Annotated in this window: 17 protein-coding genes; 13 read left to right on the top strand and 4 right to left on the bottom strand. The window is 61.9% G+C overall.

Features of this window, described 5'->3' with window-relative positions:
- The first annotated feature begins 579 nt into the window (after positions 1–579).
- Entirely contained in the window at positions 580–2,112 is a 1,533-nt protein-coding gene (locus AB8A27_RS13265; RefSeq protein ID WP_441242308.1) for a porin, read from the top strand.
- Positions 2,113–2,394: 282 nt separating this feature from the next.
- Here the strand turns inward: AB8A27_RS13265 and AB8A27_RS13260 are convergent, their stop codons facing one another.
- Positions 2,395–4,554: a lytic transglycosylase domain-containing protein gene (locus AB8A27_RS13260; RefSeq protein WP_441244904.1), complete on the bottom strand. Its 2,160-nt coding sequence runs from the start codon at positions 4,552–4,554 to the stop codon at positions 2,395–2,397.
- Positions 4,555–4,648: 94 nt separating this feature from the next.
- On the bottom strand, positions 4,649–4,912 hold the full coding sequence (locus AB8A27_RS13255) for a hypothetical protein (protein ID WP_441242307.1): 264 nt from the start codon (positions 4,910–4,912) through the stop codon (positions 4,649–4,651).
- Between AB8A27_RS13255 and dapA the strand changes: the two genes are divergently transcribed.
- The 4 genes from dapA (at position 4,902) to AB8A27_RS13235 (ending at position 7,492) form a co-directional block, all read left to right on the top strand.
- Positions 4,902–5,795 (top strand): 4-hydroxy-tetrahydrodipicolinate synthase, encoded by an 894-nt coding sequence (gene dapA / locus AB8A27_RS13250; protein WP_441242306.1) that lies wholly within the window; start codon positions 4,902–4,904, stop codon positions 5,793–5,795. The two genes, AB8A27_RS13255 and dapA, sit on opposite strands and share 11 nt — an antisense overlap.
- 100 nt (positions 5,796–5,895) lie before the next feature.
- Positions 5,896–6,303, top strand: a complete 408-nt coding sequence (gene mscL, locus AB8A27_RS13245) for a large conductance mechanosensitive channel protein MscL (RefSeq protein ID WP_441242305.1) — start codon at positions 5,896–5,898, stop codon at positions 6,301–6,303.
- Positions 6,304–6,395: 92 nt separating this feature from the next.
- Positions 6,396–6,869: an SsrA-binding protein SmpB gene (gene smpB, locus AB8A27_RS13240; protein ID WP_092144287.1), complete on the top strand. Its 474-nt coding sequence runs from the start codon at positions 6,396–6,398 to the stop codon at positions 6,867–6,869.
- A 38-nt stretch (positions 6,870–6,907) separates the two neighbouring features.
- Positions 6,908–7,492, top strand: a complete 585-nt coding sequence (locus tag AB8A27_RS13235; RefSeq protein ID WP_441242304.1) for a peroxiredoxin — start codon at positions 6,908–6,910, stop codon at positions 7,490–7,492.
- Between the two features lie 191 nt (positions 7,493–7,683).
- On the opposite strand, the gene AB8A27_RS13230 is transcribed toward AB8A27_RS13235, so the two are convergent.
- Both AB8A27_RS13230 and AB8A27_RS13225 read right to left on the bottom strand, forming a co-directional pair.
- Positions 7,684–8,394, bottom strand: coding sequence for a uracil-DNA glycosylase (locus AB8A27_RS13230; protein WP_441242303.1), 711 nt, complete (start codon positions 8,392–8,394; stop codon positions 7,684–7,686).
- The gene (locus tag AB8A27_RS13225; RefSeq protein ID WP_068732474.1) at positions 8,375–9,001 is read right to left on the bottom strand and encodes a LabA-like NYN domain-containing protein; all 627 of its coding nucleotides are present in this window, start codon (positions 8,999–9,001) and stop codon (positions 8,375–8,377) included. The genes AB8A27_RS13230 and AB8A27_RS13225 overlap by 20 nt, the downstream gene beginning before the upstream one ends.
- Before the next feature lie 368 nt (positions 9,002–9,369).
- Here AB8A27_RS13225 and rpoZ point away from each other — a divergent pair, with 368 nt between their 5' ends.
- From rpoZ to AB8A27_RS13185, 8 genes are all read left to right on the top strand, one after another.
- Positions 9,370–9,762, top strand: a complete 393-nt coding sequence (rpoZ, locus tag AB8A27_RS13220) for a DNA-directed RNA polymerase subunit omega (RefSeq protein ID WP_068732476.1) — start codon at positions 9,370–9,372, stop codon at positions 9,760–9,762.
- Between the two features lie 153 nt (positions 9,763–9,915).
- Positions 9,916–12,237, top strand: coding sequence for a RelA/SpoT family protein (locus AB8A27_RS13215; protein ID WP_441242302.1), 2,322 nt, complete (start codon positions 9,916–9,918; stop codon positions 12,235–12,237).
- A gap of 33 nt (positions 12,238–12,270) precedes the next feature.
- Positions 12,271–13,035, top strand: a complete 765-nt coding sequence (locus AB8A27_RS13210) for a pyridoxine 5'-phosphate synthase (protein WP_441242301.1) — start codon at positions 12,271–12,273, stop codon at positions 13,033–13,035.
- Positions 13,032–13,451 carry a holo-ACP synthase gene (acpS, locus tag AB8A27_RS13205; protein WP_092144269.1) on the top strand — a complete coding sequence of 140 codons (420 nt, stop codon included), beginning with the start codon at positions 13,032–13,034 and terminating at the stop codon, positions 13,449–13,451. The genes AB8A27_RS13210 and acpS overlap by 4 nt, the downstream gene beginning before the upstream one ends.
- A gap of 291 nt (positions 13,452–13,742) precedes the next feature.
- Complete coding sequence (gene lepB / locus AB8A27_RS13200; protein WP_441242300.1) at positions 13,743–14,501, top strand: signal peptidase I; 759 nt, start codon at positions 13,743–13,745, stop codon at positions 14,499–14,501.
- Positions 14,498–15,334, top strand: a complete 837-nt coding sequence (gene rnc / locus AB8A27_RS13195) for a ribonuclease III (protein WP_441242299.1) — start codon at positions 14,498–14,500, stop codon at positions 15,332–15,334. Before lepB ends, rnc begins: the two co-directional genes overlap by 4 nt.
- Positions 15,324–16,277: a GTPase Era gene (gene era, locus AB8A27_RS13190; RefSeq protein WP_441242298.1), complete on the top strand. Its 954-nt coding sequence runs from the start codon at positions 15,324–15,326 to the stop codon at positions 16,275–16,277. Before rnc ends, era begins: the two co-directional genes overlap by 11 nt.
- 32 nt (positions 16,278–16,309) lie before the next feature.
- Positions 16,310–16,702, top strand: a complete 393-nt coding sequence (locus tag AB8A27_RS13185; RefSeq protein WP_441242297.1) for a hypothetical protein — start codon at positions 16,310–16,312, stop codon at positions 16,700–16,702.
- Positions 16,703–17,747 lie beyond the last annotated feature (1,045 nt).

Raw genomic sequence — 17,747 nt, 5'->3', positions numbered from 1 at the left:
GTGGATGTGTCTTTATAATATTCAGATGCCGCGCCCGCCTGTGGCGCATTTGCGCCGGAAAAATGCGCCCCGGGGCGGGTTATCGATCGCCATTCGTCGTTGCGCGCTTGCCGGAATCTATCGCTCCGGCGGAGCGAGGCGATTCGGCCGATGGACAGGGAAATCGGGCAGTTACGTCGCATGCGGGTGTGAACGTGTTTCTGCTCGTTACGGGCGTGTCTGGCGGCCTGAAATGTGGCGTCCGAAATTCCCACGTTGAAACAGTGGCTTGCCAGGAATGCCCATTCACGAGTCCGTGTGATTTAAGCAACACAGCCCGGGAAACGGCCGAATGGAGGCCGCTTTGAGGCGTTCCATTGTTGCGAAGCGAGAAACCTTAGGAGATGGTCTCGGTGCGACGGAGGGGGGCATCCCGAGGTCGTCCCGCAAGGTGGTTCGTCCTGAACCTCGTCGGCACGCTTTGTGCGACGGGTTTTGAGATTCGGAGCGTTTGCGGGTTGTCAGGGATTAAGGGGACTTGTCTTCAGGGTGGCCTCCACCCCGTTGCAGAACCTTCCCTAAAGCAACTTGGAGGTTTACATGAAGACGATTAAGGGCCTTATTCTCGGCTCGACGGCAGCTCTGCTCGCCGTTGGCGGAGCTCAGGCAGCCGATCTTCCCGTCAAGGCCAAAGCGGTCGAATACGTGAAGATCTGCTCCCTCTACGGCGCGGGTTTCTACTACATCCCGGGCACCGATACCTGCATCAAGATCGGCGGCGCGATCCGTATCGACACCTCGTTCAATGCGAACGCATACGACACCCCGTTCTACCAGGGTGGCGCAGGTGGCAATAATCTTTGGACCAAGGATTATTTCATCACCCGCGAGCGTATCAACCTGACCACCGATACCCGCACTGCCACCGAATACGGTGTCGTTCGTACCTACGCGAACATGCAGTTCGACTTCTCGCAGAACCGTGAATCGATCGCTGGCGGCTTCACCGAAGTCGACTATGCGTTCATCCAGTTCGCCGGCTTCACCTTCGGTAAGGCTGTCTCCCAGTTCGACCCGCAGTGGGCTCTCTCGAAGCCATATATCTCGTCGGGCTTCCTGAACGGTTCGAACAACTCGACCGGTATCCCGCAGCTTGCCTATACCGCTTCGTTCGGTAATGGCGTGTCGGGCACGATCTCGATCGAAAACGCTTCGCCCTACCGCAATGCCGGTCTCTGGAACACCAACACCTTCATCGTTGGACCGGGCGCGGGTTCGTTCACCGGTACGTTCTACGGCACCAACTCGAACACGTTCCTCGGCAACGCCATCGGCGGCAACCACATTCCTGACGTCGTCGGCAACATCCGCCTCGACCAGGCCTGGGGCACCCTGCACTTCGGCGCTGCCATGCACGCCGCGACTCCGGGTCTGTACTCGGGCAGCAACGAGACCCTTGGTCACGCTGACGACAAGTATGGCTTCGCAGTCAACGGCGCTGTCGAGTTCAAGAACCTGCCCACCGGCGCAGGCGACAGCCTGAAGCTCGAAGCAACCTACGCTAAGGGCGCTGCCAAGTACGTCTTCGGTGGTACCAACGATTCGGCGGGCGGTGGTCGTTACGCCAAGGTCGATGGCAACACCATCGGCTTCGGTTATGTGCTCGACGGCGTTTACGCCACCAACGGTCAGATCACGCAGAGCGAAGCATGGTCGGTCGTTGGCTTCTACGAGCACTACTGGAACCCGGCATGGCGCACGTCGCTGTTCGGCAGCTACAGCAGCATCAGCTACGGCGATGGCAATGCTCAGATGCTGGCAGCGTTCCAGGGCCTTAGCGCTGGTGGCCCGGGCTTCAGCAGCTCGTCGGCAGCAGCAGCTCGCGCTGGTACTTTCGCCGGTACCGGCAACTTCGACTTCGCGATTGCCCAGATCGGTACCCGTACCGCCTGGACCCCCGTCAAGAACCTGACCCTGTCGGCTGAATTCACCTACAGCCGCCTCGAGCAGAACCTCAACGGCACCTACACGACCATCGGCAGCGGCATGTCCGGCAAGCCGGCTGGTACGGTCCTGAACACGAGCAACCAGAACCTCTACAACGGTTCGGTGCAGATCCTGCGCTCGTTCTAATATCGACTGCCTCACGGCAATCGCTATCTGAAACAAAGACCCCCGGCAGGAAACTGCCGGGGGTTTTTGCTTGTGTGAATGACGAGTGAGGAGCGCTGAACGTAGGGCGGAATAGCCAATGGGTCGCGCAAGGCGCGCCCGATGATGAACTCCGCGTGTTCCGCGCTGGTGCGTGAGGCCGGCGGATTACGCCTTCGGCTAATCCACCCTATGACCATCTGGAATGCTTCGTCGGAGGGGCTTCTCGCAATGATGGTGGTGAGGTCGTGCTGTTGTCGTGTGCTATTCGACGCTGCTGCCGGCGCCGCGATGCAGGTCGGCCTCGATCTGCAGCCGTGAGCCACCGCCGAAGCGGGCGCGATAGACCTGCAGGTTCTCCATGATGCGCTGGACGTAGTTGCGCGTTTCCGAGAACGGAATCGACTCGACCCAGTCAACCGGATCGACCTTGGGGTCACGTGGATCGCCGTAGCGTTCGATCCATTTGCGCACGCTACCTCGGCCCGCATTGTAACCGGCGAAGGTCATGATGTAGGAGCCGCGATAGTCTTCGAGCAGGCCACCGAGTTCGGCGGCGCCCAGCGTGGCGTTGTAGACCGAATCGCTCTTGAGGCGCGCGAGGTCATAGGTGCCACCGTGTCGCTTGGTGACGTATTGCGCCGCGCTCGGCGTCACCTGCATCAGGCCATAGGCCTGGGCCGGCGACACGACGGCCGGATTGAAGGCGCTTTCCTGCCGCGCGATCGCGTAGACGACAGCGGATTCGACTTCAGGTCCGATCGGGCGGTAGCTCGGAATGCCCGTTGTCGGATAGGCATAGTGATCGAACGGCAGGCCGCGATTGAGCGCCGCCTTGCCGACCAGCAACGTGCCGCGGGCATCCTTGTTCTGTTGCGCCAGCTCGGCAAGGCCGAGCACGGCTTCCGGATCGCCGTTCTCGCCGACATCGGCGAAGATCGGGATGGCGACTTCGCGCTCGTCCATGGCGTAGAGCAGTTGCACCGCGCGGACGATTTCCAGTCGATCGAGCCCACGCGCGCGCGCGGTCAACGCACCGCTGATGTCGAGCTGCTGCAGGCCAAGCTTCGCGCGCGCGAGCTGGCCGTAATAGCTGGTGGATTGCTCTGCTGCGCGCGTATAGGCGGCACGCGCTTCCTGGCTGCGGCCCGCGGCTTCCGCAGCACGGCCCTGCCAGTAACCGGCGCGGGCGAGAGCTGTCGGATTGACGCTGCCGACGCCGATACGTGCGAAGTGCTGTGCGGCCGTTGCGGGATCTTTCAGGAAGCGCAGCGCGATCCAGCCGGCGGTGAATTCCTGCTCGGTCTTGTAGATATCGCGCGCGGGCAGGGCGGCATCGCGTGCCACGAGATAGGCCGAGCGATGTTCGCCGACGTCGAGCAGCTTGCGCGCCGTGAGACGTCGCTCGATCCACCATTCGTCGAGATTGTGCAGGCGCTGCGGTTCACGCGGCGCTGCGAGCATCAGTCGTGCGGCTTCGCCGAATTTCTCTTCGCGGCGCAGCTGCTGAATGCGGCTGAACATATAGCCGGGATCGCTGTGCAGCTCTGAGGGTACCGCGGCAAGCAGCGCGTTGGCGTTCGATGCCTTCTTGGTGACGCCGATGCGCGCGCGGGCGAGCGCCATCTGCGCGCCGCCGAGGCGCTTGGCAGAGCGCAGCGCGGCATCTGTATCGCTGCCATAGAGCAGCATATCCATGCGCGCCTTGTGATCGCCGGGCGTGATCAGCGGACCGAACATGTCGATGGCCATGCTCTCGGTATCGCCCGAGATCGGATCGCTGCGCCATGCATCACGGATCAGCCGCTCCGCGCCGGCGCGGTCGCCGCGCGCGAGTAGCGACTTGGCCAGCGCGAACTTGCCCTTGGCGGAGATCGGCTTCTCACTCTCGAAATAAGACTGGATCGCGGAGTCGTCGCGCTTGTCGTCCCACAGCGCCGCTTCGATGCGGCGACGCAGGAAGGTCTGCGACGGCCAGCTCGGATTGGCGGCGACGAAAGCGCGGTAGCGCTCGACCGAAGCGCCATTGTCATCACTGCGCAGATAGATCCACTCGCCGAGCTTGCGCGCGACAGGATCGCCAATCGTCTGCACGAGCTGCGCGGCTTCCGAACCCTTGCGCTTGCGGATCAGCTCGATGACGTTTTCGAGCGTTTCGGCATCCGCCTGTGGGGTGGATGTCGTTGCCGCGACGGCGGCGCGGGCGACCGGCTTCTTGGCAGCAGGGGGGATGGCCGCGTGCTGGCGGGTGGCGGGCTGGATCGCGGGAGCCGGGCTCGCAGCATCCGGCGCGAGCGGCTTTGCCGGGGCCGCCACGACGGTGGGGGCCGGTGCAGCACTGCGCGCAATGGGGCGCGCTTTCGGCAATGGAACCTTGGTGGCCGCCCAGGCCTCGACGGCCAGCACCGATACCCCGACCGCCAGCGCCAGACCGGAGCCCAAAGCTGTCCGTTGCAAGGCCGTCCGCCGTGCAGTCGTGGTGAGGAGCTGGTGCTTCACGGCGTTCCCTCGCGGCGAATCAGACAATCGCACGCATTCCCATGATGTATTTGATTGAAACGGTGACCAAATCGTCAATTTCTGTGACCGCTTGATCCTCTCTGCCCGGCCACAACGGCGAAATCACGGCCAAACAGCCGGTAAACCCAGCTGAAACCGCGCTGAAACCGCCTCGGGCGGTCTTTCGCCGCAGCCGCAGACTCGATAAGACTTGCGGTTCAATCAATTGGTTCAAGCAGACGGCCAAAGCCGCATCGCGTTCGGAGCAGACCATGGCAGCCACCAAGACGAATTTCCGGGGGTCTTACACAGCTCTGGTCACCCCGTTTAAAGACGGTGCGCTGGACGAGGCAGGCTTTCGCGCGCTCGTCAGCTGGCAGATCGCCGAGGGCAGCAACGGTCTTGTTCCGGTGGGCACCACGGGTGAGAGCCCGACGCTGAGCCACGAAGAGCATTACAAGGTCGTCGAATGGTGCATCGACGAAGCCAAGGGCCGCGCGCCGGTGATCGCTGGCGCCGGGTCCAACTCCACCAAGGAAGCGGTGGCATTGGCGAAGCATGCCGAGAAGGCCGGCGCCGATGCGGTGCTGGTGGTGACGCCGTATTACAACAAGCCCACACAAGAGGGCATGTATCAGCACTTCAAGGCGGTGAACGATGCGATCGGCATTCCGATTATCATTTACAACATTCCGCCGCGGTCGGTGGTCGACATGTCCGTCGACACCATGGCGCGCCTGTATGAGCTGAAGAACATCGCCGGCGTGAAGGATGCCACCGCCGATCTCGCGCGCGTCTCCAAGCAGCGTCACGCGATGGGACCGGATTTCATCCAGATGTCCGGCGAGGACATGACCGCGCTGGCCTATATGGCAGCGGGCGGCCATGGCTGCATTTCGGTGACGGCGAATGTTGCGCCGAAGCTCTGTGCCGATCTGATGTCTCTGGTGCTCAAGGGCGACTATGCCGGGGCGCTGAAGATCCAGGATCGCCTGACACCGCTGCATGACACGATCTTCAAGGAGCCGGGCCTCGCCGGCGCCAAGCACGGCCTCGCTTTGCTGGGCCGCATCAAGGAGGAAGTGCGTCTGCCGCTGCTGACGGTGACGCCGCCGACCGGCAAGGTGATCCGCGACGCCATGGTCTTCGCGGGCCTCATCAACTAGGCATCTGCATCAACCGGATGTTGGGTGACTGTGGCTGCGTCATCTCTCCTTGTTTGTAAGCGCGTACCCGTCGTTCGTTGAAAGCAAAAGGGAATTGCAGATGCTGAAGGAATTTCGCGATTTCGCGATGAAGGGCAATGTGGTGGATCTCGCCGTCGGCGTGATCATCGGCGCAGCCTTCGGTGCCATCGTCTCGTCGATGGTGGCCGACGTCATCATGCCGATCATCGGCGCCGTCACCGGCGGTCTCGATTTTTCGAATTACTTCACCGGCCTGTCCAAATCCGTTACTGCGACCAATCTGGCCGATGCCAAGAAACAGGGCGCCGTGCTGGCCTGGGGCAGCTTCCTGACACTGACGCTGAATTTCATCATCGTCGCCTTCGTCCTGTTCCTGGTTATCCGCTTCATGAACACGTTGAAGCGCAAGGAAGAGGCCGCGCCGCCGAAGCCGACCCGCGAAGTAGAACTGCTGACCGAGATCCGCGACCTCCTCAAGAAGACTTAAGCCTTCTTGAGTTCAAGAAGGCCTGAGCCCAAAGCTTGGGTTGGGCGGTCGCGGCACCTATATTCGGTCAGTTACGCTGAAAGTATTGGACGATGGCCGAGAAGAACGAACGCCCGATCAAGGTGATCGCAGAAAACCGCAAGGCGCGGTTCAACTTCGCCGTGGAGGATACGGTTGAGGCGGGTATCGCCTTGACCGGGACCGAGGTGAAGTCGATCCGCAATGGCAAGAGCACCATTGCGGAATCCTACGCCGATCCGAAGGACGGCGAGATCTGGCTGATCAACTGCAACATCCCTGAATATCTGCAGGCCAATCGCTTCAATCACGAGCCAAAGCGGCCGCGCAAGCTGCTGCTTCATCGCAAGCAGATCAACAAGCTGATGGGCGCGGTAGAACGTCAGGGCATGACCCTTGTGCCGTTGAAGATGTACTTCAACGAACGCGGCCGCGTTAAGCTGCAGCTCGCGCTGGCCAAGGGCAAGCAGCTCCACGACAAGCGTGCGAGCGAAAAGGACCGCGACTGGGGCCGCGAGAAGGGCCGTCTGTTGCGCGCGCGGGGATAAGGCTGGGCGTCGCCCATTCTTTCAAACAAGAGGATGAGATGACGCAAGGTAACCTGCTCGAAGTCGACTGGAGCAAAATCCCGGCACCGGAAGACGATGGTGCCGCCAATCATCTGGCCGGCATGATCATCCCGCCGGTCAGCCTGCGCGCTACCAACGATACCGCGATGACGCTGTCCGAACTCGCCGGCCGCACCGTGGTGTTCGGCTATCCCCGCACCGGAGAGCCCGGCAAGATCGGCCTCGTGGATGACTGGGACATGATCCCCGGCGCGCGTGGCTGCACCCCGCAAACCTGTTCGTTCCGGGATCTGTTCGCGGAGTTGCGCGCTGCAGGGGCGAAGCACGTGTTCGGTCTCTCGACCCAGAGCAACGACTACCAGACCGAGATGGCAGCGCGGCTGCATCTGCCGTTTCCGGTGCTCTCGGATGAGCAACTCGAACTGACCGACGCACTCAGCCTGCCGACCATGGAAGTCGCCGATCTCACGCTCATCAAGCGCCTGGCGATGATTATCGACGACGGCAAGATCACCCATGTGTTCTATCCGGTGTTTCCACCGGACCGGAATGCGGGCGATGTGCTGGAATGGTTGAAGGCGAATCCTCCGTCCTCATCCTGAGGAGCGGTCGCCTTCGACCGCGTCTCGAAGGATGGCGGAGTGCTCCATTCATGGTTCGAGACGCGCGCCGAGATGGCGCGCTCCTCACCATGAGGACGGTAGATATGGCCGTAGCAGTCGTAGCCCGCATGAGCGGAGCGACATGCGGGGAGGGCTAGCCCGGATAGCGCGTCGCTCATCCGGGCTACAGGTTAGCCGTCCGCCAGATCCGCCTTCACCCGCGCGAACACCGCGCGAAACATCTCCGGCGTCAGCACCCGTGTATTCGTGTTGTAGCGCGAGCAGTGATAGCTGTCATAGAGCTTGAAGCGGCCGGCATTGTGAACGGCGCCGTGCGCAAAGGGCGCTGCCACGGCGCGAATGCCGAGCGTTCTCAGCATCGTGTCGTGGGCGACGCGGCCCAGCAGCACGATGGCGCGCAATCGCGGCATGGTGTCCATGGTGGCAATTAGAAACGGCCGGCAGGTGGTGATCTCGGCGGGCAGTGGCTTGTTCTGCGGCGGCACGCAGCGCACGGCATTGGTGATCCGGCAATCCTGCAGCATCAGCCCGTCATCAGGACGTGCTTCATAGGTGCCGGAGGCGAAGCCGAGATCGAGCAAGGTCTCGTAGAGCAGGTCGCCGGCATAGTCGCCGGTGAAGGGACGCCCGGTGCGGTTGGCGCCCTGCACGCCGGGAGCGAGGCCTACGATCAGCAGCGACGCATCGGAGGTGCCAAAGGATGGCACGGGTCCGTTATAGCCGCTCGGATCACGCTCGCGCACCTCCGTCCGGTACTCGACGAGACGTGGGCAGAGCGGGCAGTCGCGCCCCGGATCGATGGAAGTGCCAGCGGAAATCGCGGTTGCGACCACCGCCGGCTGTTGTCTGCTGAGTTGCGTCTTAGTCTTCGAAATCTTCATCGCCTCGGGGCGCCATGGTGGTCGCGCGCTGCAGGAATTGCGGCGTCTGGTGACGCGGCTCGCGCGGAGCAGGGCGCTCTGCCGGATCGCGGCCGAGTTTGCTCTGCAGTTCCATGAGATCGGTAAACACGTCTGCCTGCCGGCGCAACTCGTCGGCGATCATGGGGGGCTGGCTCGAGATCGTGGACACCACGGTGACGCGGACGCCGCGACGCTGCACGGCTTCGACCAGGGAGCGGAAGTCGCCGTCGCCCGAGAACAGCACGATCTGGTCGACATGTTCGGCCAGTTCCATGGCATCGACGGCGAGTTCGATGTCCATATTGCCCTTCACCTTGCGTCGGCCCGACGCATCGATGAATTCCTTGGTGGCCTTGGTCACCACCGTATAGCCGTTGTAATCGAGCCAGTCGATCAGCGGGCGAATCGACGAGTATTCCTGATCTTCGATGATGGCGGTGTAATAGAAGGCCCGGACGAGGGTACCGCGGCTCTGGAATTCCTTGAGGAGGCGCTTGTAGTCGATGTCGAAGCCGAGGGTCTTGGCGGTGGCGTAGAGGTTGGCGCCGTCGATGAAGAGTGCGATCTTGTTAGATGTGAGGGACATCAAGTTTTCTCATGTGGTTTGTTGTTGTTAGCGTTTTTGGCGCGACTTCGTCGTTGCGCATTTGAATCACATTGTCGTCCGCTCTTCGTCGGATCGGCCTTATTGACGCCACGCAATCAGCTGGTCTGGAACTGCCCGAATATGCCGATCCATCTGCCCTTGCAATGAAGCCTTTTGGTGTCGAGATATCCGCTTCTGGCCAGATGGTGCCACCGCTTCTGCGGCCTTTTCGAGGGTACCATAGTGCGGCAGAAAACCAAGCCAAGAAGGGCGCAATTCCAAATTGGTCCTTGCGAATGCCGCAAAGCCCCTATACCTACGGCACTTAATCATCATATTCGGTCCCACAACAAACGGAGCGACATTTTATGGCGCGCGTAACCGTCGAAGATTGCATCGATAAGGTCGACAACCGGTTCGATCTGGTGTTGCTGGCAGCACACCGGGCACGAATGATCTCGTCCGGCTCACAACTTACGATTGATCGCGACAACGACAAGAATCCCGTTGTTTCGCTGCGCGAAATCGCCGATCAGACCATTTCGCCGGAAGATCTCCGTGAAGAACTGGTCCATTCGCTGCAGAAGTTCGTGGAAGTCGACGAGCCCGAGCCGGATACGATTCCGCTGATCGGTTCCGCCGGCGCCAGCGTCGATGCCGACGACACCGAAGTGGCCGTCGAGCGCATGACCGAAGAAGAGCTGCTCAAGGGTCTCGAAGGCCTCGCTCCGCCGGAAGAGCAGCCCGAAGAAGACGAGTAAAGCGACACACACGGTTTTTTGCTTAACCGTTTTGATTATCAGTCATCACAAAGGCCCGGACATGCGTCCGGGCCTTTGCTTTTGCAGTACGTTTCGGGGCAAACTTAAAGTGAAGAATCCAGGTCGCTGCTGACCGGATCGAACGAGGCTAGGATGGCGACTTCGCGCCGTAATAGACGGCAGATGCAGGCTGCGAACGACACGGTCGCCGCGGTCTCGCCAGTTTCGCCTGAACCACTGTCCGCAGAGACGCCAGGTCCGGCCAAGGTGCCGCGGACGTCCCGTGTCCGGATGATGCGGCAATACGATCTGGTGGACCGCGTCCGGGCCTATAACCCGAATACCGACGAGGACCTGCTCAACCGCGCTTATGTCTATGCCATGGTCGCCCATGGCGAGCAGACGCGGGCCTCGGGCGATCCGTATTTCTCCCACCCGCTGGAAGTGGCGGCGATCCTCACCGACCTCAAGCTCGACGACGCCACGATTGTGGCGGCGCTGCTGCATGACACGATCGAGGATACCGAGGCCACCCGGACCGAAATCGACAAGCTGTTCGGCGCCGAAATCGGCGCGCTGGTCGAGGGCCTGACCAAGTTGAAGCGGCTCGAACTGGTGTCGCGCGAAGCCAAGCAGGCCGAGAACCTGCGCAAGCTGCTGCTGGCGATCGCCGACGACGTCCGGGTCCTGCTGATCAAGCTCGCCGACCGTCTGCACAATATGCGGACGATGGAGTTCATGCCGCCGGCCTCGCGCCGCCGCATCGCGGAAGAGACCCTCGACATCTATGCGCCGCTGGCCGGCCGCATGGGTATGCAGGCGATGCGCGAGGAGCTCGAGGAACTATCGTTCAAGGTGCTCGATCCCGACGCCTATCTGGTGGTGATGCAGCGCCTGGACTCCCTGACCGAGCGCAATCAGAACCTCATCGACATGATCGAGAGCCATCTCTCCACGAAGCTGGAGAAGAACGGCATCACGGCGCGGGTCACCGGCCGGCGCAAGAAGCCGTTTTCGATCTGGACCAAGATGAAGCGCAAGTCGGTCGGCTTTGAGCAACTGTCGGACATCTACGGTTTCCGCGTGGTGCTGAAGGACATGGAGGCGTGCTACCGCGCACTCGGCGTCGTGCACACGACCTGGCCCGTGGTGCCCGGCCGCTTCAAGGACTACATCTCGACGCCGAAACAGAACGATTATCGCTCGATCCACACCACGGTGATCGGCCCCGGCAACCAGCGCGTCGAACTGCAGATCCGCACCGAGGACATGAACAGCATCGCCGAATACGGTATTGCCGCGCATGCGTTCTACAAGGACGGGATCGGCTCGCCGACCGAAATGCTCAAGCGCGAATCCAACGCGTTTTCGTGGCTGCGCCATACCATCGGCATTCTCTCGGAAAGCACCAATCCGGAAGAATTCCTGGAACACACCAAGCTCGAACTGTTCCACGATCAGGTGTTCTGCTTCACCCCGAAGGGCAAGCTGATCGCGTTGCCGCGCAATGCCAATGTGGTCGACTTCGCCTATGCCGTGCATACGGACGTCGGCAACAGTGCGGTGGGTTGCAAGATCAATGGCAAGTTCGCGCCGCTGTCGTCCGAACTGCAGAACGGCGACGAGGTCGAAGTGTTGACCTCGGCCGCACAGCAGGCGCCGCCATCCGCATGGGAGGGCTTGGCGGTCACCGGCAAGGCGCGCGCCGCGATCCGCCGCGCGACGCGAACGGCGGTGCGCGATCAATATGCCAGCCTTGGCCGCCGCATCGTCGAGCGCTTGTTCGTGCGCGCCAAGATGGAATATTCGGACGATCAGTTGAAGGGCGCGCTGCCGCGTCTGGCGCGTACGTCCATCGACGACGTGATGGCCTCGGTGGGGCGCGGCGAATTGCGCGCCGCCGACGTCGCGCGGGCGATGTATCCGGATTACAAGGAAGAGCGCATCGGGCGCTTTTCGGCCAACAACAAGAAGTCCACGGCGGATAAGGTGCGGACGCCCGATGGCGCGACGCGCTTCACCTCGATCATCTCGATCGGCGGCGTCAATTCCGACCTGCCGGTGAAGTTCGCGCCGAACGGTGGCGCCGTGCCGGGCGATCGCATTGTGGGCATTGTCACGCCGGGCGAGGGCATCACGATCTATCCGATCCAGTCACCGGCGCTGAAGGATTTCGAGGAAGAGCCGGAGCGTTGGGTCGATGTGCGCTGGGATATCGATGAATCCTCGCCGCAGCGTTTCCCGGCCAGACTCTTTTTGCAGAACGTCAACGAGCCCGGCAGTCTGGCGCAGATCGCTCAGGTCATCGCCGACCATGACGGCAATATCGACAATATCAGCATGCATCGCCGCTCGCCCGATTTCACCGAACAGACCATCGATCTCGGGGTCTACGACCTCAAACATCTCAGCGCGATCATCAATCAGTTGCGCGCCAAGGCCGTTGTCGCCAAGGTCGAACGGGTGAATGGATAGCGTCTCCCTTTAGGCATCTTCTGGAATTCCGTCATGTCCTCTTCCTCGCTGCGCCTCGGCGTCAACATCGATCACGTCGCGACCCTGCGCAACGCGCGGGGCGGCAAGCACCCGGATCCCGTCCGCGCTGCGCTGGAAGCCATTTCGGCTGGCGCCGACGGCATTACGGCGCATTTGCGCGAGGATCGTCGCCATATCCGCGACGCCGATATGGAGCGGCTGAAAGCGGAGATCTCCAAGCCGCTGAATTTCGAAATGGCGGCGACGCCGGACATGGTGCGGATCGCGCTGGCGGTGAAGCCTCATGCCGTCTGTCTGGTGCCGGAGCGGCGCGAGGAGCTGACCACCGAAGGCGGCCTCGACGTGGTCGGCCAGCGTGAATCGCTGGAGCCGTCGATCGCGCGCTTCACTGAAGCCGGCGTGCGGGTGTCGCTGTTCATTGCGGCGGATCCCAAGCAGATCGAAATGGCCGCCAAACTGAAAGCCCCCGTGATCGAAATCCATACGGGCGCCTGGTGCGATGCCATCACCGATGGCGATGCCGCGAAGGCGGCCAGCGAATGGCAGCGCATTGTCGCCGGTGCCAGGCTGGCGAAATCCGCAGGCCTGGAAGTGCATGCCGGCCATGGCCTCGACTATGCGACCGCCGAGACCATCTCGGCGCTGCCCGAAATCATGGAGCTGAACATCGGCTACTATATGATCGGCGAGGCACTGTTCATTGGTCTGTCCGATACGGTGCGTCTGATGCGCGCGGCGATGGATCGCGGGCGGATGCAGTCCAAGAGCGCCTCATGATCATCGGCATCGGTTCCGATCTGATCGACATCACACGCGTCGCCAAGGTGATCGAACGCCATGGCGATCGTTTCCTCGATCGCATCTTCACCGAGGCCGAGCGGGCGAGGGCGCAGCGCCGCGCCAAGAGCGAGAGGATGGTGGTGGCGACCTATGCCAAGCGTTTCGCCGCCAAGGAAGCATGTTCCAAGGCGCTGGGCACCGGCATCCGGCAGGGGGTCTGGTGGCGCGATATGGGGGTCGTCAACCTGCCGGGTGGCAAACCCTCCATGAAACTCACCGGCGGTGCGCTGGTCCGGCTGCAGGCGCTGATACCGCCCGGCCATGACGCCCAGATCGATCTGTCGATCACGGACGATTGGCCGCTGGCGCAGGCTTTCGTCATAATTTCGGCCGTCCCGTCGCCCAAATCCTGAGGCAAGTCGTGAGTGCAGGCCGGGAGGTGTGCCGGAAGCGGCGCGACGACCGGCCGGCGCATCGAACCGGCGGGACGTGGCTTTTCGGGGCGTTCATTGCACCGTTACCAACAACCGTTTAAACCTGCCGGGATACCGAACCGACGCCAATTCTCGCTGACGCCGCTCATGGCATTTGCAGGACTTTGCCGTAATTATATGAATCTAATGCATTTTTCGCGCGGGGCGTGATGCCGCCTTGCCCCAAAATGCTACCAGCCGCGCGGCGACGCTGCGGGAATCGGGAAAGCGATGAGCGTGACATCCGGGACCAAGACTGAAAGCGGCGTCGGCGAGACCATCCGTGTTGTCATCAACGCATTGCTGATCGCGCTGGTGATCCGGACCTTCCTGTTCCAGCCCTTCAACATCCCGTCGGGCTCGATGAAGGCCACGCTTCTGGTCGGCGATTACCTGTTCGTCTCGAAATATTCCTACGGCTACAGCCACTTTTCGATCCCGCTGTCGCCCAACATCTTCTCCGGCCGTATCTTCGGCTCCGAGCCGTCGCGCGGTGACGTCGTGGTGTTCCGTCTGCCGAAGGACGATAGCACCGACTACATCAAGCGCGTGATCGGTCTGCCCGGTGACCGCGTCCAGATGAAAGAGGGTCTGCTCTACATCAACGACAAGCCGGTGCAGCGCGAACGCATGAGCGACTTCGTCGGCGAGGATCCGTGCGGCTCCGATGCCACGGCGCGGGTGAAACGCTGGAAGGAAACCCTTCCGAACGGTGTCACCTATGAGACGCTCGATTGCGTCGACAATGGCTTCTACGACAACACCAATGTCTACACTGTGCCGCCCGGCAACTTCTTCATGATGGGCGACAACCGCGACAATTCGACGGACAGCCGCGTGCTGTCGGCGGTCGGCTATGTACCGTTCGAGAATCTCGTCGGCCGCGCGCAGATGATCTTCTTCTCGATCGCGGAAGGCGAACATGCCTGGCAGATCTGGCGCTGGCCGACCGCCGTGCGCTGGAATCGAATTTTTTCCATCGTGCGATGACCGACGACTCCAACAATCCCATCGATACCACGCCGAAAACCGACGAAGTGAGCCTTTCGGTCAAGGATTCTGCGACTGAGGCTGCGCCGGAGACGGCGGCTGCCCGCAAGAAGAAGGCACGCGCAGCGGCGAAGGTCGCCGCCGCCGAGATCGAAACGCGGATCGGTCACAGCTTCAAGGACCCGCTGCTTCTGGCGACCGCCTTCACCCATGTATCGGCCTTGAAGTCGCAGCGCAGCCGGACCGAGAGTTATCAGCGCCTTGAATTTCTGGGCGACCACGTGCTCGGCCTCGTTGTCTCCGACATGCTGTTTCGCGCCTTCCCGAATGCGGATGAAGGCGAGTTGTCGAAGCGGCTCGCTGACCTCGTCCGCAAGGAAGCATGCGCCGATGTCGCGCGGCTGTTGGGTCTGCTCGAGGGCATTAAGCTCGGCACCGTCGGCGCCGGCGCCGGTCAGCGGTTGCGCAAGTCGGTCCTCGGCGATATCTGCGAAGCTGTGATCGGCGCGATCTTCCTCGATGGTGGCTATCCGGCCGCTGAAAGTTTTGTGCAGCGCAATTGGACCGAGCGTATGCGCAAGCCGGTGCGACCGTTGCGCGATCCGAAGACTGTGCTGCAGGAATGGGCCCAGGGCCGCGGTCTGCCGACACCGGCCTATCGGGAAGTCGAACGTTCCGGTCCGCACCACGATCCGCATTTCAGGATCGAGGTGGATGTAAAGGGTTTTGCACCGGCCGAAGGCGAGGGCGGCAGCAAGCGCGCCGCCGAGAAGGCCGCGGCGCAGGCAATGATTGCGCGTGAAGGCGTCAGCAGTGGCGGCAATGAAGGATAATGTCGTGAACGATGCTGAACCAGATCATGAATCCGAAGGGACACCAGCCGAGACCCGCTGCGGCTTCGTCGCGCTGATCGGCGCGCCCAATGTCGGCAAGTCGACGCTGGTCAATGCGCTGGTCGGCTCCAAGGTCACCATCGTTTCGCGCAAGGTGCAGACCACGCGCGCGCTGATCCGCGGCATCGTCATCGAGAACCACGCCCAGATCATTCTGGTCGATACGCCCGGCATCTTCCTGCCGAAGCGGCGTCTCGACCGGGCGATGGTCAAGACGGCGTGGAGCGGTGCGCATGATGCCGACGTCGTTTGCGTGCTGCTGGATGCCAAGGCCGGCATCAACGAAGAGGCCGAGGCGATCTTCACGCAGCTTGCCAACGTCAATCACCCGAAGATCCTGGTGATCAACAAGGTGGATATCGTCTCGAAGGAAAAGCTGCTGAAGCTGGCGCAGATGGCCAATGAGCGGCTGAAGTTCGAAGAGACCTTCATGATCTCGGCGATGACCGGTGATGGCGTCGACGACCTGCGCCGCAGGCTCGCGGCTGATGTTCCCGCCGGCCCGTATCATTATCCCGAAGACCAGATGTCGGATGCGCCGATGCGCCATCTCGCGGCGGAAATCACCCGCGAGAAGATCTTCCGTCAGCTGCATCAGGAACTGCCGTATCAGTCGACGGTGGAGACCGACAGCTGGACCGAGCGCAAGGACAAGTCGGTGCGGATCGAGCAAACGATTTTCGTCGAGCGCGAAAGCCAGCGCAAGATCGTGCTCGGCAAGGGCGGTGCGACGATCAAGCAGATCGGTGCGGACTCGCGAAAAGAGCTGACGGAGATCGTCGGCGCCCCCGTACATCTGTTCTTGTTCGTGAAGGTGCGCGAGAATTGGGGCGACGATCCCAATCGCTATCGCGAAATGGGCCTCGAATTTCCTCACGAGTAGTGAGGAGCGATGATGGAAGTGCAGCCGACACGATGACCGCTCCCGCCAACCTTCCGAAGAACGTCTTCTATTTCGAAGTGCTGCTCTACACGTCGCTGATCCTCGACGCGCTGTCGATCGCGTTTCAGGATCGCACGCCGGACCTCGCGATGTCCGAGAGCACCATCATGGCAGCGAACCTCGTCGCCGCCTGCATGCTGTTGTTCTTCGTCTGGCTGGTCTGGCTTGCCGCCTATCGCCGCAAGGGCTGGCCGCGCTGGGTGCTGGTGGTCTCGCTGGCCTTTTCGGTGTTGTCGCTGTTCCAGGTGCTTGGCCTCTACGGGCTGCAATTCGACAGCGCGATCGAGATCGTGTCATGCATCCTGACCGGGCTCGGACTGTATTGCGCCTTCTCCGGCGACGCGAAAACCTGGTTCAAGGCATAGGCGACCACAGGCGTCTCTCTCGTCATTCCGGGGCGCACGAAAGCGGCGAAGCCGCTGAAGTGCGAACCTCAGCCACTCCACTTGGAGTGGCGGGGAATCTCAGAGTGTTTTGCGCTGAACATGCTGGGATTCCGGGTTCGCGTCCGGCAAGGGCCGGCCGCGCCCTCAGGCAAACCAATTGGTTTGCCGGGGAATGACGAGCGTGGGGCCGCGCTGACCTCTCCGCTGTCGTCCCCGCGCAGGCGGGGACCCATAACCACGGTCAGCGTGATTGAAGCGGCAGAGCCACAACGACAACGCTCTCACCAGTTCTTCAGCGTGTATGGGTCCCCGCCTGCGCGGGGACGACGCGGAGAGGTCCGGGTCAAACATTTTTTCCTATCTCTCGTTGACAATATCCCCTGCCTGATTATATTCCCCGTCGTCCTGCCCCACCGAGAGGGGCGATCGCGATCGTCACGTTCGCGGGGTGGGATGCGGTGGACGCCGGAGATGCGGCGTTACGCGGTTCACGGGTGACGTCTGTCTTCGGGCAGGACGGATCTGCGCCAGCACTGCCACTGGCAAGGAGACGGCCGACCCTGGGATGGAAAGACCCCTGGACAGTGTGACGGACGACCAAATCGAAACGCGTCCGGCCCAAGTGCTTGAGGCTCCCTTCCCATCGCCTTGGGACTTTAATTCGGTGATCGGATCGTTCGCTGAGGCAAAGTGCAAGCAAGTCGAAAAAACACCGCAGGCGGAACGTCGGGCACTTGCTCGGCGCGTCCGAAAGTCCTGATGCACTCTATAGATTGCGGAAGACCGCATCGCATCAGGCCCAAGGGTGCAACGGGCACCCGGCGTTCCGCACGCCCTCTCAACAGAGGGTGGGAATGCGAAACACGACGGCGCCCCCGCGCCGCTAACAATGGGGGCGATGACGCATGTCTGAAGAACAGTGGCTGTTTGACAGTTGAATCCGTGAATGACGTGACGCGCGCACCCTCCACCAAACGCCGTCATGCCCGGCGAATGCCGGGTATCCACGCCTTGGCCACACACG

Origin of the sequence: Tardiphaga sp. 768_D3_N2_1 (genome assembly GCF_052076105.1) — a bacterium.
In the GTDB taxonomy this organism is placed as follows: Bacteria; Pseudomonadota; Alphaproteobacteria; order Rhizobiales; family Xanthobacteraceae; genus Tardiphaga.
This window is presented reverse-complemented; position numbering and strand designations above follow the sequence as displayed.